The sequence below is a fragment of the Arthrobacter sp. PL16 genome, assembly GCF_035985055.1.
Taxonomy (GTDB): Bacteria; Actinomycetota; Actinomycetes; order Actinomycetales; family Micrococcaceae; genus Arthrobacter_D; species Arthrobacter_D cheniae.
This window is the reverse complement of sequence record NZ_JAXCIC010000002.1, coordinates 225,373-245,553: the sequence shown is the minus strand read 5'-3', so window position 1 is coordinate 245,553 and position 20,181 is coordinate 225,373. Positions and strand designations below refer to the sequence as shown.

Sequence of the window (20,181 nt, the reverse complement as noted above, 5' to 3'; positions counted from 1 at the left end):
CACGCGCGCTGGTGCCCTCCTGTTGGTCCCCTACTACAGTGTCGGCATGAGCGAGATGCAGAGCTGGCAGTCGATGGTCGAGGCGAACGCGGCCCGGCTGATCCGAACCACCGGCAGGACACCGGCGGACTGGGCCGTAGAGGCACGGACGGCGGGTGTCGGCACCCGCGACGAGCTGTCTCTGTGGCTCAAGGGCCAAGGGGTCACCGGCTACAACCTGATGAGCATCGACTGGGAGGTCTTCGGGCTTCCCGAGTTCTTCCTGCGCTCGGCCGACGAGCTCTACGACGGGCAATACGCGGACCGATCGGCGCTCAGGCCGATCTCCGACCGGATCCTCCTGTGGGCCTCGGAGACGCCGGGAGTGATCATCCAGATGCGGAAGACCTACGTGTCGCTGCAGACCTCCCGGCGGAAGTTCGCCCAGCTCTCACCGTCCACCAAGACGGCGGTCGATCTGTACTTCCGCCTGGAAATACCCGGGCTACCCGGGCTCGAACCGGTACGCGCCGCCCAGGACCCTTTCGCCTGGCGCGTGCGGCTGCGGCACGCGGACGACGTCGACGACGCCGTGCTGCGCTCCCTCAGTACTGCGCTGGCGGATAGCCTCGCGATCCCCTCCGCTTGAGCTCCTCGAGTTCCTGCTGAGCAGCTGCTTCCGCCTCGAGCTCCTCGAAGGCCTGCTGCAGTCGCGGCGAGGACGGGTCCGACCAGGACAGCTCCTCGCGCGCCTGGGCCTGGGCTTCGAAGCGCCGCACCTCGAGTTCGGCGTTGCGACGCGCAGCGTCGATCGCGGCGGCCTCCCGTGAGGAGGATGCGAGTGCATCGTGAACGCCGATCGCCGCCTGGGCCGCCGCGCGGCGGGCCAGCAGGGCGTCGTACTCCATCGCGTTCTGCTGCACGCGGTGTTCGAGCCTCTGCACGTCGTCGTGGAGCCTGCGGGCCTGCTGCTCCGCCTCCCGGAGCTGACCCGTCAGTGTCTCGAGGCGTCGTCGCGCTGTCATGGATTCGCGGATCGCCGCTCGTGCGGCGTCGTCATCCCCGCGCTGTACGGCGAGGGAAGCTGCAGCCTCGACGCGGTTGAGGTAGGCGGCGGCCTCATTGGCAGCGAGCCCCACGCGGTGGTGGTGCGCTGCGACGTCGGCCGCACCCCGCCGCGCCTGATCGAGCAGGGTGCGCTGCGCCGTCTGGGCATTCTGCGCCTGGACCCGCGGATCCTGCTTCGCCTCCAGGTCGGCATTGCGGTTGGCCTTCACGATGCGCGTGATGCGGCGTTTGATCGACACGTTGGACCCCTGGGGTTGCTGGTTGGAATGGCTACCTGTCGAACCGGCTACCAGGCCTACCGGTTCCCGTAGCTGTCCCGCCATATTGTCATGGCGGAGATCTCGGTGCGGAGACGGTTCGTAGCCTGCTCCAGCTGGCGGGTATCGATGGACCGTGAGGTCTGCAGGAGGCAACGGCGCAGATCGGCCGACAGTTCGTCGAGTGCTCCCGCCTGCGCGGCCAGGTCCGCGGTCCATTCCTGCTTGAGTGCCCGATTCGGCTCGCGGTCCGCGGCCCGCAGCAGGTTGCCCAGGGACGCTGCCGCCTGGTCGATCTCCGCGGCAGCCCGGGGCAGGTCTCCAACCGGGCGGCCCTGCGCCGTGGCCTCGGAGAGTGCGAGGTGGGTAGCGCGCGAGGACCGGTTGAGGTCGCCGATCAGGCGGGCGGGCTCGCGGGTGAGGCGGTCCGGCGCATACGCCCGTGCGGCCAGCATGCCGCGGTCCCTGGTGCGCTCGATGATCCGTGAGCGCCGGACCTTACGGACCACGAGCCAACCCGCGATACCTGTCCCCGCGCCCAGGGTGGCCAGCACCCCGGCACCGATGGCCAGGGCCTCGACGAAGAGCTCAAACATGGTGCGATCCGGGAGTGGCTTCCATCCCTCCAGTCTGCCCGCGTCTCCTGACAAATTCCACCCATGAGTCCCGCGCGGGCCATGCCTGACGACCGGCTGAGGACCGTGGGCCGGGCGGAACGAAGGACGCGGATTCCTGATCACGGTCGCCGCGGGGGAACCGACGGGGACACGGTGGCCTTGCAAGCGCTTACAACTCCGGCCCCGCGCGCCTTACAATAGTCCGCATGCCTGAAATCGCCCCCGTCCTCCACGGCGACAAACTGACCTCGACCGACTCCTTCCATCCCCCGCTGCACGCCCCGTCCGACGGCGACCAGTGGTGGCGCTCATCCGTCATCTATCAGGTGTACCCGCGTTCCTTCCGCGATTCCAACGGTGACGGCATGGGAGACCTCCCGGGCGTCACATCGGAGCTGGGCCATCTCGCCGAGCTCAGCATCGACGCCGTCTGGCTCTCGCCGTTCTACACCTCACCGCAGCGCGACGGCGGTTACGACGTCGCCGACTACTGCGACGTCGATCCGCTGTTCGGTACGCTGACGGACTTCGACGCGCTCGTCGAGCGGGCGGACCAGCTCGGGATCCGCGTGATCGTCGACCTCGTGCCCAACCACTGCTCCAGCGAGCACGCGCTCTTCCAGGCAGCCCTCGCCGCTCCGGCAGGTTCCGCCGAGCGCGCCATGTTCGTCTTCCGGAACGGACGCGGGGACGGCAGCGAGCCGCCGAACAACTGGCAGTCGCATTTCGGCGGGCCCGCCTGGACGCGGATCACGGATGCCGATGGCGCCGCGGGCCAGTGGTACCTGCACCTGTTCGATTCCTCGCAGCCCGACTTCAATTGGGACAATACGGATGTCCGTGCCGAGTTCGAACGGATCCTGCGCTTCTGGCTGGATCGCGGCGTCGGTGGTTTCCGCGTCGACGTCGCACATGCCCTCGTCAAGGCCGAGGGCCTGCCGGACTGGCACGGCCGCGCGGACGGCGGGTCCTCGGAGGGCTACCCGGGCTGGGAAGCGCCGATGTTCGGCCAGGAGGAAGTGCACACGATCTATCGCCGGTGGCGCAGCATCCTCGCAGAGTACGACGGCGAGCGCATCCTCTGCGCGGAAGCCTCGATCGATCCCCTGCCCCGGCTCTCGAGCTGGGTCCGACCGGACGAGATGCACCAGGCGTTCAACTTCGCCTACCTGCACCACCCCTGGAGCGCGCATTGCCTCCGCGACGTCGTCTCCTCGTCGCTCCTGGCCTTCGACGCGGTGGGTGCCCCGACCACCTGGGTCCTGAGCAATCACGACGTCGTCCGCCACACCAGCCGCTTCGGCCTCACAGCCGGAGCGCCGCGAGGCGGAGACGGAATCGGTCAGGCCGACGCGCAGCCCGACATCCGGACGGGCCTCGCCCGCGCCCGCGCGGCATCGCTCGCCATGTTCGCGCTTCCCGGTGGTATTTACCTCTACCAGGGAGAGGAGCTCGGGCTTCCTGACCACACTGCAATGCCCGACGACGCCCGGCAGGACCCGACCTTCACCCGCACCGGTGGCGAGCGCCTGGGCCGGGACGGCTGCCGTGTGCCCCTCCCTTGGCGGGCGGATGCGCCGTCGTTCGGTTTCGTGGAGGCCGAGGGAGCGCCGGCACCATGGCTCCCCCAGCCGGAGCAATGGGCCGAGTATGCGCGGGACGTCCAGTCGGCGGATGCAGATTCGACCCTGTCGCTGTATCGCACGGCCCTTCAGCTCCGTCGCGACCTGCGCCTCGGGGCGGGTTCGCTCAGCTGGTCGCGCGACCTTGAGCAGACCGACGTCGTGGCCTTCCTGAACGGTGAGGTCCTCGTCCTGCTGAACATGGGTGAGTTCGCCGTTCCCCTGCCATCGGGCTCGGTCATCGCAGCGAGCACTCCGGATGCCGCGGTGGACGGATTCCTCGCCCCTGACGCGTGCGTCTGGATCATGACGCGCAGCGATTAGCAGGGTGGAGCCCGGAATTCGCACGGGCATGCGCCATCCGGTGGCGCGGGAAGGCAGCGTCGAGGCGCTGCCGCCCGTGCCGCTCGAGCGGCACGGGCCGGGCCACACGCGGTACCGGCTACTGTGCGGGGGCCCTGACCGTATCGGGACGCCACACCATGAGCGCCTGGCTGCGGGGGCGGGGGCGCTGTCCGCGAGCCAGCGTGACGACGTCGCCCGCGAGCCCTGCGGCGAAGATGCGGCTGGATTCGGATAGCACCCGGCGGGACGCCAGCTCAGCGGACAACTCGGTAATGCGTGACTGTAGAGCGGTGACCTGGTTCTCGAGCTCGAGGATGCGCCGTATGCCTTCGAGAGAGACACCCTCCTGCGAAAGCCTCTGAATCTCGCGCAGGGTCCCGACGTCCTTCTGCGAGTAGCGCCGCGCCCGGCCGGGCGCCCGGCTGGGCGTCACGAGGCCCAGCCGGTCGTACTGGCGCAGCGTCTGCGGGTGCATGTCGGCGAGCTCAGCGGCTACGGAGATGACGTAGATGGGCATCGTGTAATCCATGACTGGCCTCCTTCCGTTGCAGGTGCTCTCGGCTATCGCTCGAACGTACTGCTACAGGCGCGCCTTCGCGGCCAGACCCGCTCGCAGATCGGCGTCCTTGGTGGCGGCCTGGAATGCCTCGACGGCTGCCTCCGCTTCCTTCGACAGGTTCTGGGGCACGCTCACCTCGACGGTGACGAGCAGGTCACCCGTGCCCTTGGACGTCGTCACTCCCCTGCCTTTGAGCCGCAGGGTCCTGCCCGACGGCGTCCCGGCGGGAATGCGCATCTTCACCATTTCCCCGGTCAGGGTCGGCACCTCGATCTGGGCGCCGAGGGCGGCCTCCGGGAAGCTGACGGGGACGTGCACGCGAATGTTGTCGCCGTCGCGTTTGAACAGCGGATGCTCCTTGACCGAGACCGTGACCATCAGGTCTCCGGGCCCCGCCTGGCCGGGCTGTCCCTTGCCCTTCACGCGCACTTTCTGTCCGTCCCGGATGCCGGCAGGGATACGCACGTCGATCTGCTCACCCGAGGGTTCGCGCAGGCCGATCGTGGTCCCGTTGATGGCTCCCGCGAAGGAGATCGATGTGCTGGCCGTGCGGTCGGCGCCCTTCTGGGGACGGGCGGTCTGGAATCCGCCGGGGAAGCCACCGCCGCCCATGCCCCCGCCGCCGAACAGGTCGGCGAATTCGGGAGGCAGGTCGCTGTTCGAGAAGCCGGTGCGCTGACGCGGCCCCGCGCCCTGGCGCGCCCCCGCACCCTGGCCGAAGAGGTTCCCGAAAATGTCCTCGAACCCGGCGTTGCCGCCGGCTCCACCGCCCGCGCCACCGGCAGAGAAGCGGGCTCCGCCTCCCATCGCACGGATGGCGTCGTACTGCTGGCGCTGCTCGGCATCGGACAGCACCGAGTAAGCCTCCGATACGTCCTTGAACGTCCGCTCGGATCCTGCGTCACCCTGGTTCTGGTCGGGGTGGTGCTTGCGGGCGAGCTTCCGGTAGGCCTTCTTGATGTCGACGTCGGACGCATCTTTGGAGACACCGAGGATCTTGTAGAAATCCTTGTCGACCCAATCCTGACTAGCCAATTGGCGTCTCCTTTCCTAGGAACGATTAAGAAGTGTGGTCGGGTTGCGTGATCCCGAAGGACCACGCAACCCGGGACCGTAGAGCGGCGAACAACCTACTCCGGAACCGCCACGATGACCTGCGCAGCCCGGAGGACGCGTTCGCCCTTGCGGTAACCGGCACGGAGGATCTGGCTGACGCTATCAGCCTGGACGTCCGCGCTCGGCTGCTGCATGAGCGCCTCATGGATGTTTGGGTCGAATGCGACGCCGACCTCGTCGATGCGGTTGAGTTCGTACGCCTTCAGGACGTTCTCGAGCTTGCCCGCGATCGCCGCGAAGGGACCCTCGGCGAGATCACCGTGCTGACGCGCCGCATCGATGTCGTCGAGGACCGGCATCAGCGAGTTCAGGACACCGATGACCGCCTGGTCACGAGCGACATCGCGATCTCGCTCGACGCGGCGACGGTAGTTGACGTACTCCGCTTGCAGGCGGAGCAGATCGTCGCGGAGTTCCGCGACGACGTCCACCGCGGGGTCGGAACCCTCGGCACCGGCCTCGTTCAGGATCGCCTCGGCCTGCGCCAAGGCATCCCCCTCGGAGGAGTCGTCTGCGGGAGCAACCGGGCTACCGGCCGCGGATTCCTCCGCGGCCGGAGCGCCGGCGTCGTTCTGCTGCCCACGGACTTCGCCCGTCTCGGGGTCGATCGTCCGGTTGTCGGATGAGCTCACCGGCTCTGACTGGTGCTCTTCTTCATTTCCGTGGTGCGGCATGACTACTTCTTCTCGTTGGCATCTTCGTCAACCACTTCGGCGTCGACGATGTCCTCGTCGGTGCCTGCGGAGGCTGACTGATCATCGGCGGGTGCGCTGCCGGCCTGGCCCGCATCCTGCTGGGCGGAGGCGTAGATCGCTTCGCCGAGCTTCGACTGGGAGGCCTGCAGCTTGTCGAACGCTGTCTTCACCTCGGCGTCGTTGTCCTGCGACTCCAGTGCCTTCTTGAGGGCGTCGACGTCGGCCTGGACTTCGGTCCTGACCTCCTCGGGCAGCTTGTCCGAGTTGTCGGAGATCAGCTTGTCCACCGAGTAGGCGAGCTGCTCGGCACCGTTGCGGGTATCGGCTGCTTCGCGGCGCGTCTTGTCCTCGGCTGCGTGCTCCTCGGCCTCGCGGACCATGCGGTCGATGTCTTCCTTCGACAGCGCGGTTCCACCGGTGATGGTCATCGACTGCTCCGCGCCGGTGCCCTTGTCCTTGGCGGACACGTGCACGATGCCGTTGGCATCGAGGTCGAAGGTCACCTCGACCTGGGGGACGCCGCGGGGGGCCGGCGCGATACCGGTCAGTTCGAAGGTCCCCAGGGGCTTGTTGTCCCGGGTGAACTCGCGCTCACCCTGGAAGACCTGGATGGCAACGGACGGCTGGTTGTCGTCGGCCGTCGTGAAGGTCTCGCTGCGCTTGGTGGGGATGGCCGTGTTGCGCTCGATGAGCTTGGTCATCATGCCACCCTTGGTCTCGATACCGAGGGACAGCGGGGTCACGTCGATCAGGAGGACGTCCTTGCGCTCGCCCTTCAGGACACCGGCCTGCAGTGCGGCGCCGACGGCGACGACCTCATCGGGGTTGACGCCCTTGTTGGGCTCCTTGCCGCCTGCGAGTTCCCTCACGAGCTCGACGACTGCGGGCATGCGGGTCGAGCCGCCGACGAGGACGATGTGGTCGATGTCGGACACCTTGATGCCGGCCTCGGCGATGACGTCGTGGAACGGCTTCTTGGTGCGGTCCAGCAGGTCCTTGGTCAGGTCCTGGAACTTGGCGCGCGACAGGTGCTCGTCGAGGTGGACGGGCCCGTCCGCCGTGACGGACAGGTACTGGAGCGAGATGTTGGTGGACGTCGCCGAGGACAGTTCCTTCTTGGCCTGCTCGGCTGCTTCCTTGAGTCGCTGGAGGGCGATCTTGTCCTTCGACAGGTCGGCACCCTTGGCCTTGGCCTGCGAGAGCAGGTAGTCGACCACGCGCTGGTCCCAATCGTCGCCGCCGAGGCGGTTGTCGCCGGCTGTGGAGCGGACCTGGATGGTTGAGAAGGCGTCCTCGTCCTTGCCGACTTCGAGCAGGGACACATCGAACGTTCCACCGCCGAGGTCGAAGACGAGGATGAGCTCGTCCTCCTTGCCCTTGTCGAGGCCGTAGGCGAGAGCAGCCGCGGTGGGCTCGTTGACGATGCGCAGCACCTTGAGGCCTGCGATCTCGCCGGCCTCCTTGGTGGCCTGGCGCTCGGCGTCGTTGAAGTAGGCCGGAACGGTGATGACGGCGTCGGTGACCTTCTCGCCGAGGTAGCTCTCGGCGTCGGTCTTGAGCTTCTGCAGCGTGCGCGCGGAAATCTCCTGCGGGGTGTACTTCTTGCCGTCGATGTCGACGTTCCAGTCCGTACCCATGTGGCGCTTGACCGACGCGATGGTGCGGTCGATGTTGTTGACGGCCTGGCGCTTGGCGATCTCGCCGACCAGGACCTCGCCGGACTTGGAGAAAGCGACGATCGACGGCGTGGTGCGTGCGCCCTCGGCGTTCGCGATGACGGTGGGCTCGCCGCCTTCGAGGACCGAGACGACCGAGTTGGTGGTTCCGAGGTCAATACCTACTGCACGTGACATGCAATTTCCTTTCGACTGCCCGGGATTTGCAAGGCGCTCATCCGCCGGGCGCGTGGATTGAGCGTTCTGCACTCAACTATAGGTGCCGGGCGCCGGAGGTCAAAATCAAGTTGAGCCGGTTCGACTCAAGTCCTTCCGTTCACGCCGCCGGGACAGCGGTGATGAGGCCTTCCCGGAAAGCGTCGACGAACAGCGCGTGGTCCTTCCGCACGGTATCGGCGTAGGCCTCGCCGAACCCGATGATGTCCTCGATGAAATCGTTGCGGGAGGGGTCGACGACGGCAAGAATCGCCGTCTCGGTGCGGAACGGCACGAGGTCGTGGTCGCTGTCCTCGTCGGTGGAGCAGTGGATCTTGGCCGTTGCCTGGCCGAGGGCCTCGAGCACGGGCACCATCTGGTCCGGCTCCGTGATGTCTTCCCAGGAGAGGTCCCGCTTGTAGGGCGAGAGCTCCGAGACCACGTACGAGACCCCGCGGATGGTCGTGTATCCCAGGAAAGGGTCCGTGTGCGACTGCAGGGACCGCTGGCTTATGACAGCGCGGTGCCCGTCATCCTCGAAGTAGCCGCTGACGCGCTCGTCGTGGATGATCCGGCTCGGGGCGGCGATATTCGACTGCTTCATGGTCAGGATGATGTCGTTCTCCTGAGCCTCGTCGAATCCCTCGATCAGCACGTTGTAGGTCGGCAACCCTGCACTTCCGATCCCGAAGCCCTTCTTCCCCACGATGCCCTTGACGCGGTAGAAGACACGGCGCCGCGAGCGCTCGCTGTCCGGGATGGTCGAGAGATAGTGTTCGAACGCTTCCTCCACCTCGGCGTGCTCGTCCTCGTCGAGCACGCGGATCGAGCCGTCGTCGCGGAACTTGCGTTCGTAGTCCTCGATGAGTGTCAGCGAGTCGAGCAGGCGTGTCCGCCGCGCGGCTCGTGCCTGCTGCAATACCCGGTAGATGGTGCCCCCGGTATTCTCGAGCCCGAACGCGAAGGCGGATTTCTCGTCGTCGACGTAATCCTCGACACGCCCCAGGTACGCCTCGAGATAGGTGCGCGCCAGGTCCCGCACCGCCTGCGACGGCAGGGCCTTCTGCCAGCACAGCAGCGTCAGCGAGGCGACGAAGCGACGCAGGTCCCACGAGAAGTGGCCCACATACGCCTCGTCGAAGTCGTTGACGTCGAAGGTGAGGCGCCCCTCATTGCTCATGTAGGTGCCGAAATTCTCGGCGTGCAGATCTCCGTGAATCCAGACGCGACTCGTCCGCTCGTCCGCCCAGGCGTCGTCGAGCTTCTCCATGTCCGTGTAGAACAGGGAGGCGCTGCCGCGGTAGAAAGCGTAGGGGTCTGCCGCCATCTTGCGGAACCTCGCGCGGAATGCGAGTGGATCGACGCCCATGAGGGCCTGATGCGCCTCGACGAGCGTGCTGACGATGTGCTGCTGACGGGGATCGGTGGCTGCCATCAGGCCACGGTACCCGCGTTCGCCGTGCGGGCGGTCGGAGACTCACCACGTGGGAGGACCCTCGGGGTAGCGCCTACAGGCAGCGCGGTCGATAGGCGGGATCTGCGGGCGCTGCTGTCCTGCCGAGTGCGTGCAGGACCAGCTGGTGGACGGCAGGATCATTCGGCAACTGATCATGCTCGAAGGGATCCAGGGGGCACACGTCCTGCAGGGTGATGTTGGTGACGCGCTTCGCCGGACCTGCAAGGAACTGGCTGGGGTAGGGCGTGACCACCTCGTCGTAGCGGGTGGAAATGACCGTGTAGACCGGGCCGTTGACGATGTCGCCGATCGAGTTGAGCTCCTGCATGAACGGCGAACCAGCCGCCTGGTCGTCACAGGCCTGACATAACGCGCTCGCATCTCCGCCGGCGGTCAGATCCCCGGTCGCCGGGCTGATGACGCCCTGCGTTCCGTGATTCGACGGCGCCAGCCCCACCAGGTGGTCCACCTTCTTCGCTCCCCCGAGGAATCCGAGATAGTAGCGCGGCATCATGCCACCCTGGCTGTGGCCCACGAGATCGGCCTTGCGCGCGCCGGTGGCGGCGAGGACGTCGTCGACGAAGTGCCCGAGTTCCGCGGCGGACGCACGGATGGGACCGGTGGCCGGGACGCCGTTGGTCGTGCCGTAGTCGAGGGCGAAGACGCAATACCCCGCCTGCTTGAGGACGGGAGAGAGCGTAGACCAGTTCTTCGCCATGCTCTCGAAGGTGCCTGGGACGAGGATGACGGGTTCGGGATGGGCAGCAGAGGGCTTGCAGGCCCAGTCATTGGCGCCGGGAGGGGACACCGACGGGACCGCGACGATCGGCTCGGTCGTGGTTGCGGCGCTCGCGGACGGCGCGGCGGCGAAGGCGCCGAGCACGACGGCGGCGATGGCGAACAGGGACGGGATGCGGGACTTCAAGGGTGGTACTCCTTTGTATCGACCGATTTCCCCCGAGGTTCACGAGAGTAGGAGATGTGCGCACAGCAGCACAAGCGGGCTGATCAAATGTGCAGGCGTGTCGCCACCGCTCCGGACTGCTTCCGCGACCTATCGCCGTTGCGGGGCCGGTCAGGAACCGCACCCCTGGTTCAGATGCTGTGCGGGTGATCGGTCAGCCAGGCAATCGCCTGACGGGAGTCGCCGAAGTGACAGGTGGGATACGGCGGGTGGTGGACCCGACTGAAGAAGTCACTCAGCATGCGGTCGACTGCCGACGGTCCCACCAGCGCCATCGCCGCGATGTTCAGCCCGGTGGCGAAGTGGTGCAGGGCTCCTCGGGTCAGCGTCACCATGCCGTTGAGTTCCACGAGCATCGGCGGGCACACGGTCGGACACACCTGGTTGGCTCGCTCGATCAGCGCCACGGCCATCGCATCACTGACCGTCACGCTACGGCCCCACTCCACCCAGAGGATGGAGTCCCTCATACCGGCAGTGAAGGTCCCCACGTCCGTTGCATCCGACACACTGTCCACGCTGTCCCCCTGCGACCACACCGTCCTTCGGTGCCAGGCACACTACCGTCAGCGGGCCTCACGCTTCCTGAAGATGCTCAAGAAGCCAGGTGATGGCTTCCGACTCCGACAGGAAGAACCGGGTAGGGTGCCGGGCCAGTTCCGATCCTGCCGCGAGCACCCTATCCATGGGCCCGGACCCGAGGAAGGCTGCAGCAAGCACTCTCGGATCGCCTCCGAACACATAGCGGGCGTCGATGCTGAGGCTGCGGAGCTCGCGCATGTTGACGAGGATCGCATATGGAGCATCGTCCACGAGCATGTTGCTACACCTGATGACATCGCGTGCATCCTTCCCGGAGACCTCCGTACCCGGTAACCAGGTCAGGCGGATCAGGGCGCGACCGAGCTTGCTGATGCATGCTTTCCCGCCGGCTGCAGCAACTCTTTGCATCGGTCATCCACCCCGTGTCCCCTCCAGAATCCCCTTCCCGAGATCCTAAGGCTTCCAGGGAGTGCGACCGGCAATAAACCGAGGCAGATCGTCGAACCCGTGGCAGATTTCTGATCGTCAAGGGCTCGTCCCGGCGGGCAAAGCCATCGGCACGCCACATTCCTCCCTGCGGTGAGTCCTTCCGTATGGATATCGTGGGGACGTCCAACCATCGAAGCGGGCATCCGGCAGCGGCTACCGCCGGCATCGATCGCCCACCACCGCAGGAGCCCGCCGTGACCCGCACCGACATCGAACCGGCTACCGCTGTGCCGTCAGCGGCAGCGGACCAGACGCGCGTGGTAGCCGTTGCCGGGGCCGGCGGTGTCATTGGCCGGCATGTAGCGGACGAATACGCCAGTCGGGGGGTAGCCGTGCGGGGGTTGAGCCGCCGTCCGGTCAGCGGCGCCCAGTGGGAGCACCTGCCCGTGGACCTGCTCGATCGGGAAGCAGCCCGGACCGGGTTGGAAGGTGCCCGGGACACCACCCACCTGGTTTTCGCGGCCTACGTCGAGCGGCCTACCACCAGCGAACAGATCCAGGTCAATGCCGCCCTGCTGACCAACACCCTGCGGGGACTGGAACAAGCGGGTGCTCCGCTGCGTCACGTCACCCTGTATCAGGGCGGAAAGGCGTACGGCGCGCACCTGGGTTACTTCAACACTCCCGCCAAGGAACGTGATCCGCGGCTGATCCAGCCCAACTTCTACTACGAGCAGGAGGACATCCTCCGCGCCGCCGCAGCCGCGCACGGCTTCCAGGCAACCATGCTGCGCCCCGAAGGGGTTGTGGGATATGCCGTGGGCAACCCCATGAACATCCTGATGGTTATCGCCGTGTACGCCAGTATCTGCCGGGAACTAGGTCAGCCCCTCCGGTTTCCGGGAACCCATGCCGCCTACGACGCCCTGTACCAGGTGACCGACGCGTCCCTGCTGGCCCGTGCAACCGTCTGGGCCGGTTCGGAAGCCCGCGCCGCCGGAGAGGTCTACAACATCACCAACGGGGATCAGATCCGGTGGCGTCACCTGTGGCCGGCGTTCGCCAGGCACTTCCAGATGGACTACGCCGAACCGCAACCCGTACCGCTGACTGAAGCGATGCCCCACCATGAGGATCTCTGGCACCGGATGATGATCAAGTACAACCTCGTGCCCACCCCCTTCGAGGACCTCGTCGGCTGGTCCTTCGGTGACTTCCTTTTCCGCTCGGGCTTCGACAACGTCACCTCGACCATCAAGGCCCGCCACCATGGATTTGCCGACTGCCTCGACACCGAGGACAGGTTCATCGAGCTCTTCCACGAGCTGGTCACCAGGAGAATCATTCCGCCTCCGGCGTGACACGCGCCGGCGGTCGAGCATCGGGAAAGAACCGGCGCCGCGACCACAGAGCCGCGTAGACCAGGGCGACAAGGACGGGAACCTCGATCAGGGGCCCGACGACGCCTGCCAGCACCTGGCCCGACGAGACCCCGAAGGTGCCGATGGCGACGGCTATGGCGAGTTCGAAGTTGTTGCCGGCGGCGGTGAAAGCGAGGGTCGCTGTGCGGGCATAACCGAGCCCGATCAACCGCCCGATGATCATCCCTGCGGCGAAGACCACCAGGAAATACGCGAGCAGCGGCAGCGCTATGCGGGCGACGTCCCAGGGGTTGGACGTGATCTCTTCGCCCTGCAGGGCGAAGAGCGGGGCGATGGTGAACAGCAGTCCATAGAGGGCCCACGGGCCGAGCCTCGGGAGGAAGCGCTCCTCGTACCAGGCGCGGCCCTTCGCCTTCTCGCCGATGACGCGCGTCAGGAATCCGGCGAGCAGCGGGATTCCGAGGAAGACCAGGACACTTGCGGTGATGGCCTGGAAGGAGAACCCCGCACTGGTGGTGGGAAGGCCCAGTCGATCGGGCAACCACTGGAGATAGAACCAGCCGAGCGCCCCGAACGCGAGCACCTGGAACACCGAATTGAGAAGTACGAGGACTGCTGCCGCTTCCCGATCTCCGCAGGCGAGGTCATTCCAGATCATGACCATGGCGATGCAGCGCGCGAGCCCGACGATGATCAGCCCCGTCCTGTACTCGGGCAGGTCCGGAAGGAAGACCCATGCCAGGACGAACATCAAGGCCGGGGCGGCGAGCCAGTTCAGCAGAAGCGAGGTGACCATGAGTCTGCGGTCGCGCAGCACCGTGCCGGTTTCGCCGTAGCGGACCTTGGCGAGGACCGGGTACATCATGACCAGCAGGCCCAAGGCTATCGGCAGCGATATGTTCGCGACTTCTGCGGCGTCGAGCACGCCCGCGATACCGGGGACGAAGCGACCCAGCAGCAGACCGACCAGCATCGCGGCAAGGATCCACAGCGGGAGGAATCTGTCGAGCGTGGAGAGCCTGCCGCGTACGGTGTCGTCGGACGGGTCGGGCCGCCGCACTGCCTGGACTTCGGTACGCACTGTGCTCCTCCTCGGGTCGGGAAGGACCCACGCCGCAAGCATCGATGGTCATCGATGCTTGTCGGACTTTACATCGATGAGCATCGATGTCCTGCATACTGAAGTCATGTCCACTGCTACCGATCCCCGCGCCGCCATCGTCGGGGGAAGCGAACCTGTCGAAACAGCGCCGTGCTGCGTGCCGTCCGGCTCGGCTCCCATGGACGCGGCCCGCGCCGTCTCCCTGTCGCGGCAGTTCAAGGCGATCGCCGATCCCAATCGGCTCCGACTGGTATCCCTGGTCAGCGCGAGTCCCGGAAGCGAGGCGTGCGTCTGCGACCTGACCGAACCGCTGGACCTCGGTCAGCCGACGGTGTCCCACCATCTCAAGATCCTCGTCGACGCCGGGATCCTCCGTCGCGAGAAGCGTGGGGTCTGGGCGTACTACTCCCTCGTCCCGGGCGCACTCGACGCCCTGGCAGACGTCCTGATGACCAGGACGGGAACCGGTCGATGACCTTCAAGGCAGCCAGGCCCACCGTCCTGTTCGTCTGCGCCAGGAACGGCGGGAAGTCCCAGATGGCAGCGGGCCTCATGGATCATCATGCCGATGGCAGGATCACCGTCATGTCGGCGGGCACCGCACCCGGCACCTCGATCAACGCGCTGTCCGCCGAATCGCTCGCGGAGCTGGGCATCGACATCAGCGGCGGAACCCCGAAGCCGGTGACGGACGACGCCCAGCACGCGGCCGACGTCGTCGTGATCCTCGGACGTGAGGCCCGGATCCAGGAGGTAGCAGGCACACGCTACGAGCGCTGGGAGACCGACGAGCCGAGCACGCGCGGAATCGAGGGCATGGAGCGCATGCGCCTGGTCCGCGACGACATCGACGTGCGCGTACACCATCTCCTGGACCGCCTCCTCCCCTGGCCCCACGCCGGGGAATCGGGGGATACTGCGGGCATGGATCTCGAACAGTGGTGGCCGGCCGTCCTTCCAGGTACACGGGACTGGCTCATCAACAACAACGGTGATGCCCTGACACCTGAAGTCGCCGCCGATATCAGTCGCGCGGGCGGCCTGATCGCCTCGGACCCCTGGTGGATCGGCGAGCGCGGGCCCGACGGCATCTTCCTCTCCGATGCGGCGACCGACTGGATCGAAGCGCGGGCCAACGGGGAGTAGTCCGGCGGAGACCCCAAGGGGTCAGCGTCCGGCGTGCAGCGGTGTTGCTCCGCCAACCGACCTCACGGGCAGCGGGCGCATGAGGGCACAGGAGCCGCAGGAGGCACGCGAGCACCGCCACGGTGCCGCCGCCACCGCTGAAAAATTGCTCGGTTCCGGCGATGTCTCCGCAAGTTGCTAACATCAGGGGGCGGGCAGCTGCCCGTCGACAAAGGCAAACCCGGCGCGAGCCGGGGACGCAAAGCCACGGGACCCACGCGGTCAGCCGGGCCGCCGAAGAGAACAGGATCACGGAACATGTCTCGGACATCCGTCGTCATTGAAGTACCCGCATTCACCCGGCGTCCTGCACGTGGGTCGATAGCTGCCCCGATCCCGCACCGGTACGGGGCCACGCGCCATGAATAATCCTCCATCCGGTGATCGCCGGGCAGCTGTCGTGATCGAGGACGATCTCGACATCCGCAACCTCCTGTGTGCCATCCTCGAGCAGGGCGGCTTCCATGTCAGCGGGGCGGCAACGGGCCGGGATGGCGTCGACGCCGTCCGGCAGCAACATCCGGCCATCGTGACCCTGGACATCGGGTTGCCCGACATCGACGGGTACGAGGTGCTGCGACGCATCCGCTCGACGACGGACTGCTACGTGATCGTCCTGAGCGGACGCACGGACGAGATGGACATCCTCACCGCCCTGCAGGCGGGCGCCGACGACTACGTCTCGAAGCCGTTCCGACCGCGGGAGTTGAGGGCACGCATCGACGCGATGCTCCGCCGTCCGCGCGTGGGCCACGATGCGGCTCACCCGCCCACGGTCCCCGCCACTCCGGCCGCCGCCCCATCCGACGACGACGCAGTGGACGAGGCGGGCAACCTCCTTCGCCATGGCAACCTCATCGTGGACAGCGAAGCGCGCATCGCGACCTGCTCCGGCGTCGAACTACCGCTCACCAAGACCGAGTTCAACCTGCTCCAGGAACTGTTGCGCAGCAACGGTGCCGTACGGACCAAGGAGGAACTGGTTCGCATCTCCCGTGGCCGTGATTATCGCGGCTACAACTTCGTCAGCCGGACCGATGAGCGAGCCATCGAGGTGCATATCGCCAATCTCCGCCAGAAGCTCGCGCTCACCTCCGGGGACCCGGAGCTGATCACCACGGTGCGCGGTGTCGGCTTCCGCATCATGCCGTCACGCAACCTCCCGCTAGGGCGTCGCAGCTGAGCGCGCTTCGGGAACGGCTCGCCTGATCCCGGCGACGGTGTCCGTCGCGCAGGCACGCAGCAGCGCCAACGAGTGTCGGGCGTCATCGGGCTTGTCCTCTGCCATGAGCCGCTGAATTCCGAGCGCAACCTGTGTCAGGCGCACCGCCCCCACCATCGCCGCCGACGTGGAGACGCTGACGACCCCATCCACGGCTCCGGTCGTGTCACCGGCCTGCATGCGTCGCTCGAGCCGATCGATCTTCCCTTCGAGCGAAGCACAGAAGTCACGCGCAAATTGTCCGACGACGGCGGAGTCCGAGAAATCGGCCCTCATGTCGTCGAGGACCGACGGGTCGAACAGAGGCGCCGCTTTTCCGGGCGCGCCGGTAACCTGGGCGGCATCGCTGGGAGGGAGTGCCACGCCGTCGGCCTGGTGCTGGCCAGGTCCCACGGGAGTCGAATGGATAGGCACACTTCAAGGGTAACGACGGCGGGCAGCCGTGTTGGATTATCAACAGCTTCTTGCGCAAAGCTTGCGGAAGGACGACGGAACCCCCTTCCCTGCCCCGGGGAATGCGCTCCTAGGTCCTCCACTCCTGCCGGTAATCGGTACGGGCCGACCACGGCAGCGCGAGGAGTTTCAGCACATCGAAGCCATGCGACTCGTCGAGTTGCGTGGTGGCATACAGCACGAGCCTCCGCTTGGTCCGGCACTCGGACAGCACGAGCTCCGGGTCGTGCCAGCCGCGGGCACCCCACACCTCCTCGGGCAGATCGCCCGTACGAGCAGCCTTCTCGTCCTCGGTGAGGCGGGCCTCGAGGAAGGCAGTGAGTTCGTCCATGGGCTGAACTCTATCGAGCGGAGGATCGACCCGGCGAAGTCCCGCACCCACGGCAAGCGGACGCTAGGAGATTCCCCAGCCGGACCTATGGCCGGCTCCCGTCAGGGGCTGTGCGACGGGCAGGTCCACGCGGAACTCGGTCCGTCCGGGCTCGCTGTCGACGCTGATGGTGCCGCCGTTGGCTTCGACGAGGGCCTGCACGATAGCAAGCCCCAGCCCCGTGCTGCCGGCATTCGCGGATCGCGCGGCGTCGCCCCGGCTGAATCTCGTGAAGATGGTGTCCAGGAACACCGGGGCGATGCCCGGGCCGTTATCGGTGACAGAAATGCTCGCGAGCCCCTCCCCCACTGTCAGGGCCGTGGCGATGGCGGTGCCGGGCGGGGTGTGCTTGTGTGCGTTGGAGAGCAGGTTGATGAGCACCTGACGGATCTCGGCTTCCACGGCCCGGACCTCGACGGGTTCATCCGGCAGATCGAGGCTCCAGGAGTACCCAGGGGCGGAAACCTGGGCATCGCTCGTAGTCTCGATGATCAGCTCGGTCAGGTCGACGTCGGAGGGATCCCCGCGCTGGCCCTCGTCGAGGCGCGCGAGCAGGAGGAGATCCTCCACGAGGGAGGACATGCGCTTTGACTCGCTGTCCACGCGCTCGAGCGCCGACCGTCCGGACGGGCTCACCGTCTCGCTCATCAGGATCAGCTCGGTGTACCCGCGGATCGAGGTGAGGGGAGTGCGGAGCTCGTGGCTGGCGTCGGCGACGAACTGCCGGACCTTCATCTCGCTCGCATGGCGGGCCCGCAGTGCGCCGGTGACGTGGTCGATCATCTCGCTCAGGGCCAACCCGACCGTGCCGACCTCCGTGCCGGGCTGCGCGGCGGCGGGCGGTACGCGCACGGGGATGGCCACCTCGCCCGAGGACAGGGGGAGCTGGGAGACGGAGGTCGCGACGGCGGACAGTTCTTCCAGCGGGCGCAGCGACCGGCGGATGATCACCGTTCCGGCGAGTCCGGTCAGGACCAGGCCTGCGAGGGACAGCCCGGCGACCGTGAGGTCGAGGGACAGGAGAGTGCTGTCCCTCTCCGCGGTGGGAAGTCCGGTGACGAGGACCGCTCCCTCGGACGTGAACTCGACAGGCAGCGTCGCGGCGTCGACCCGGTAGCGCCCACTCGACAGCACGAGCTCGTCGGGTCCCTCGGACGCGTCGATGGCGGCGAGCAGGTCCAGGTCGTCGTCGGTGAGTGGTTCGGTGCTGCCATCGTCCTTGACGAGGGCGGAGCTCCGCGCCGCGCCGTCGTCGCCGAACACGGCGTTGAGGGTGCCGGGCCGCTGCCCGGCAGCGTTCCCAGGATCAAGATCACGGAAGGAGCGTTGATCATCCTCATCAGGCCCGCCTCGACCGCCAGGAAGGCCGGCGCGACCTGCGGCGGGACTGAGGGCTTCGTCGAGTTGACCCGTGAGGTAGCTGCTCATGGCCAGATGGCTGAACACGCCGATCGCGACGCAGATCGTGGTGAGCAGGGCGAGGGTCGCCAGGATCAGCTTCGTGCGCAGATGGAGCGGGTGATGCCCTGGAAGTGCGTGGAGGGCGTCGTCGCGCTGGGTCACGGAGCGGCGGGCTTGAGGACGTAGCCGGCGCCGCGGATGGTGTGGATCATGGCCGGGCGTCCGACGTCGATCTTCTTGCGCAGGTAGGAGATGTACAGCTCGACGATGTTCGCCTGACCGCCGAAATCGTACTTCCACACGTTGTCCAGGATCTGTGACTTGCTCACCACACGGCGCGGGTTCTCCATGAGGTAGCGCAGCAATTCCCACTGCGTGGGGGTCAAGGCGATGTCCTCCCCGCCACGGGTCACCTCGCGGGTGTCGACGTTCATCACGAGGTCCCCGACCACCAGTTCGGCGGAGTCCGACGCCGCGACCCCCGAGCGCTGGACGAGCCGGTGCAGGCGCAGCATGAGTTCCTCCATGCTGAAGGGCTTGGTCACGTAGTCGTCGCCACCGGCGGAAAGGCCTGAGATGCGGTCCTGCACGGCGTCCTTCGCGGTGAGGAACAGGGCAGGGACGTTCGGGGCGAAGGTACGGATCTTCTTCAGCGCCTCGATACCATCGACGCCGGGCATCATCACGTCGAGCACCAGGACATCGGGGCGGAAGTCCCGCGCGGCAGACACCGCGGTGAGGCCGTCACTGGCCGTCGTCACGCTCCAGCCGGCCATCCTCAGGCCCATGCTGACCAGTTCCGCCAGGCTCGTCTCGTCGTCCACGACGAGCGCCCGGATGGGGCTGCCATCCGGGTGCGCGAGACGGGGAAGGTTGTCGGTCAGCGAGTGGTGCGAGGCGTCAGCCATCGTGGTGTCCTTGGTGTCCTGCTCGTGTCGCTTGGTGTCCTGCGTGGTGTCCTGCTCGCGTACCTGTCCAGTATTCCGCACGGGCCCTGCCAGGTGAGGGACTTCGACGGGACACTGCCGTCTCAGGCGGTCGAGGGTCCGGCTGCAGCACCCTGCTCCAGCGAGCCGCCCGTGTCCTGCCGCCGGATGACCGCCTGCTCTACGGGCACCGTGGTCCCGACGACGACGGCGGTCCGCGCATCGGCGACCGGTGCCGTTGCCTCGGCCCCGATGGGAGCGAAGGCCGTGGTGCCGAGCACGGCGGCCAGCGCCATCGCGCTGATCGCGGCTCGGAAGCCCTTACGTCCGGTGGTGAGCTCGGGGGTAGGTCGGTAGCTGATCACGGTGTTCTCCTGGTGCGTCGTCGTTGTTCCTCCACTCTCGCGCCCGGACCTAGCGCTCCGCTTTTCCGAAGCTGTGCGATTGCTGTGCAGGAAACTCCCGGCGTCGTGAGTCGCAACGCTGAATGGCGCCGTTTTCGCCGCGGTAAGGGGTGAGTCCTACTTCGTGTTCAGCTCCTGTGACCGGCGGTAGAAGATTGCGCGGGACATGCCGAGGTTCGGGGGAATGCATGAGTCGAGACTGATCTCCGTACAAC

The 20,181-nt window shown here is 66.9% G+C and carries 22 protein-coding genes and 1 riboswitch; of the genes, 6 read left to right on the top strand and 16 right to left on the bottom strand.

Features of this window, described 5'->3' with window-relative positions:
* Window positions 1-46: 46 nt before the first annotated feature.
* Complete coding sequence (locus tag RCH21_RS04875; protein ID WP_326963429.1) at window positions 47-628, top strand: DUF5655 domain-containing protein; 582 nt, start codon at window positions 47-49, stop codon at window positions 626-628.
* Here RCH21_RS04875 and RCH21_RS04870 read toward each other — a convergent pair.
* A complete protein-coding gene (locus RCH21_RS04870; RefSeq protein WP_326963428.1) occupies window positions 585-1,286 on the bottom strand; it encodes a PspA/IM30 family protein in 702 nt (233 codons plus the stop codon). The two genes, RCH21_RS04875 and RCH21_RS04870, sit on opposite strands and share 44 nt — an antisense overlap.
* Window positions 1,287-1,342: 56 nt before the next feature.
* On the bottom strand, window positions 1,343-1,900 hold the full coding sequence (locus RCH21_RS04865; RefSeq protein ID WP_326963427.1) for a hypothetical protein: 558 nt from the start codon (window positions 1,898-1,900) through the stop codon (window positions 1,343-1,345).
* A 227-nt stretch (window positions 1,901-2,127) separates the two neighbouring features.
* On the opposite strand from RCH21_RS04865, the gene RCH21_RS04860 reads away from it, so the two are divergent.
* Window positions 2,128-3,867, top strand: coding sequence for a glycoside hydrolase family 13 protein (locus RCH21_RS04860; protein ID WP_326963426.1), 1,740 nt, complete (start codon window positions 2,128-2,130; stop codon window positions 3,865-3,867).
* 118 nt (window positions 3,868-3,985) lie between these two features.
* Here RCH21_RS04860 and RCH21_RS04855 read toward each other — a convergent pair whose 3' ends face one another.
* From RCH21_RS04855 to RCH21_RS04820, 8 genes are all read right to left on the bottom strand, one after another.
* Window positions 3,986-4,417 carry a heat shock protein transcriptional repressor HspR gene (locus RCH21_RS04855; RefSeq protein ID WP_326963425.1) on the bottom strand — a complete coding sequence of 144 codons (432 nt, stop codon included), beginning with the start codon at window positions 4,415-4,417 and terminating at the stop codon, window positions 3,986-3,988.
* A gap of 51 nt (window positions 4,418-4,468) precedes the next feature.
* Entirely contained in the window at window positions 4,469-5,482 is a 1,014-nt protein-coding gene (locus tag RCH21_RS04850) for a DnaJ C-terminal domain-containing protein (RefSeq protein ID WP_120147391.1), read from the bottom strand.
* A 95-nt stretch (window positions 5,483-5,577) separates the two neighbouring features.
* Window positions 5,578-6,237, bottom strand: coding sequence for a nucleotide exchange factor GrpE (locus RCH21_RS04845; protein ID WP_326963424.1), 660 nt, complete (start codon window positions 6,235-6,237; stop codon window positions 5,578-5,580).
* A gap of 2 nt (window positions 6,238-6,239) precedes the next feature.
* Window positions 6,240-8,111 carry a molecular chaperone DnaK gene (gene dnaK, locus RCH21_RS04840; protein WP_120147393.1) on the bottom strand — a complete coding sequence of 624 codons (1,872 nt, stop codon included), beginning with the start codon at window positions 8,109-8,111 and terminating at the stop codon, window positions 6,240-6,242.
* A 139-nt stretch (window positions 8,112-8,250) separates the two neighbouring features.
* Entirely contained in the window at window positions 8,251-9,564 is a 1,314-nt protein-coding gene (locus RCH21_RS04835; protein WP_326963423.1) for a DUF2252 domain-containing protein, read from the bottom strand.
* Window positions 9,565-9,637: 73 nt separating this feature from the next.
* Window positions 9,638-10,510 carry an esterase/lipase family protein gene (locus RCH21_RS04830; protein WP_326963422.1) on the bottom strand — a complete coding sequence of 291 codons (873 nt, stop codon included), beginning with the start codon at window positions 10,508-10,510 and terminating at the stop codon, window positions 9,638-9,640.
* A gap of 170 nt (window positions 10,511-10,680) precedes the next feature.
* Entirely contained in the window at window positions 10,681-11,019 is a 339-nt protein-coding gene (locus tag RCH21_RS04825; protein WP_326963421.1) for a DUF7793 family protein, read from the bottom strand.
* A 106-nt stretch (window positions 11,020-11,125) separates the two neighbouring features.
* On the bottom strand, window positions 11,126-11,500 hold the full coding sequence (locus RCH21_RS04820; RefSeq protein WP_326963420.1) for a DUF7793 family protein: 375 nt from the start codon (window positions 11,498-11,500) through the stop codon (window positions 11,126-11,128).
* A gap of 275 nt (window positions 11,501-11,775) precedes the next feature.
* Between RCH21_RS04820 and RCH21_RS04815 the strand changes: the two genes are divergently transcribed.
* Window positions 11,776-12,882, top strand: a complete 1,107-nt coding sequence (locus RCH21_RS04815) for an SDR family oxidoreductase (RefSeq protein WP_326963419.1) — start codon at window positions 11,776-11,778, stop codon at window positions 12,880-12,882.
* Here the strand turns inward: RCH21_RS04815 and arsB are convergent.
* A complete protein-coding gene (arsB, locus tag RCH21_RS04810; RefSeq protein ID WP_326963779.1) occupies window positions 12,863-13,963 on the bottom strand; it encodes an ACR3 family arsenite efflux transporter in 1,101 nt (366 codons plus the stop codon). The two genes, RCH21_RS04815 and arsB, sit on opposite strands and share 20 nt — an antisense overlap.
* Window positions 13,964-14,090: 127 nt before the next feature.
* Here arsB and RCH21_RS04805 point away from each other — a divergent pair, with 127 nt between their 5' ends.
* The 3 genes from RCH21_RS04805 (at window position 14,091) to RCH21_RS04795 (ending at window position 16,373) form a co-directional block, all read left to right on the top strand.
* A complete protein-coding gene (locus RCH21_RS04805; RefSeq protein ID WP_442784665.1) occupies window positions 14,091-14,480 on the top strand; it encodes an ArsR/SmtB family transcription factor in 390 nt (129 codons plus the stop codon).
* Complete coding sequence (locus tag RCH21_RS04800) at window positions 14,477-15,151, top strand: arsenate-mycothiol transferase ArsC (RefSeq protein WP_326963418.1); 675 nt, start codon at window positions 14,477-14,479, stop codon at window positions 15,149-15,151. Before RCH21_RS04805 ends, RCH21_RS04800 begins: the two co-directional genes overlap by 4 nt.
* Window positions 15,152-15,354: 203 nt before the next feature.
* Window positions 15,355-15,429: riboswitch (cyclic di-GMP riboswitch) on the top strand.
* 122 nt (window positions 15,430-15,551) lie between these two features.
* A complete protein-coding gene (locus tag RCH21_RS04795; RefSeq protein WP_326963417.1) occupies window positions 15,552-16,373 on the top strand; it encodes a response regulator transcription factor in 822 nt (273 codons plus the stop codon).
* Here the strand turns inward: RCH21_RS04795 and RCH21_RS04790 are convergent.
* The 5 genes from RCH21_RS04790 to RCH21_RS04770 form a co-directional block, all read right to left on the bottom strand.
* On the bottom strand, window positions 16,356-16,826 hold the full coding sequence (locus RCH21_RS04790) for an Hpt domain-containing protein (protein ID WP_326963416.1): 471 nt from the start codon (window positions 16,824-16,826) through the stop codon (window positions 16,356-16,358). The genes RCH21_RS04795 and RCH21_RS04790 overlap by 18 nt on opposite strands.
* Before the next feature lie 109 nt (window positions 16,827-16,935).
* On the bottom strand, window positions 16,936-17,196 hold the full coding sequence (locus tag RCH21_RS04785; RefSeq protein WP_326963415.1) for a DUF6221 family protein: 261 nt from the start codon (window positions 17,194-17,196) through the stop codon (window positions 16,936-16,938).
* A 63-nt stretch (window positions 17,197-17,259) separates the two neighbouring features.
* Complete coding sequence (locus RCH21_RS04780; RefSeq protein WP_326963414.1) at window positions 17,260-18,798, bottom strand: sensor histidine kinase; 1,539 nt, start codon at window positions 18,796-18,798, stop codon at window positions 17,260-17,262.
* Window positions 18,795-19,544: a response regulator transcription factor gene (locus RCH21_RS04775; protein ID WP_326963777.1), complete on the bottom strand. Its 750-nt coding sequence runs from the start codon at window positions 19,542-19,544 to the stop codon at window positions 18,795-18,797. The genes RCH21_RS04780 and RCH21_RS04775 overlap by 4 nt, the downstream gene beginning before the upstream one ends.
* A gap of 122 nt (window positions 19,545-19,666) precedes the next feature.
* Window positions 19,667-19,927 (bottom strand): hypothetical protein, encoded by a 261-nt coding sequence (locus tag RCH21_RS04770; RefSeq protein WP_326963413.1) that lies wholly within the window; start codon window positions 19,925-19,927, stop codon window positions 19,667-19,669.
* Window positions 19,928-20,181 lie beyond the last annotated feature (254 nt).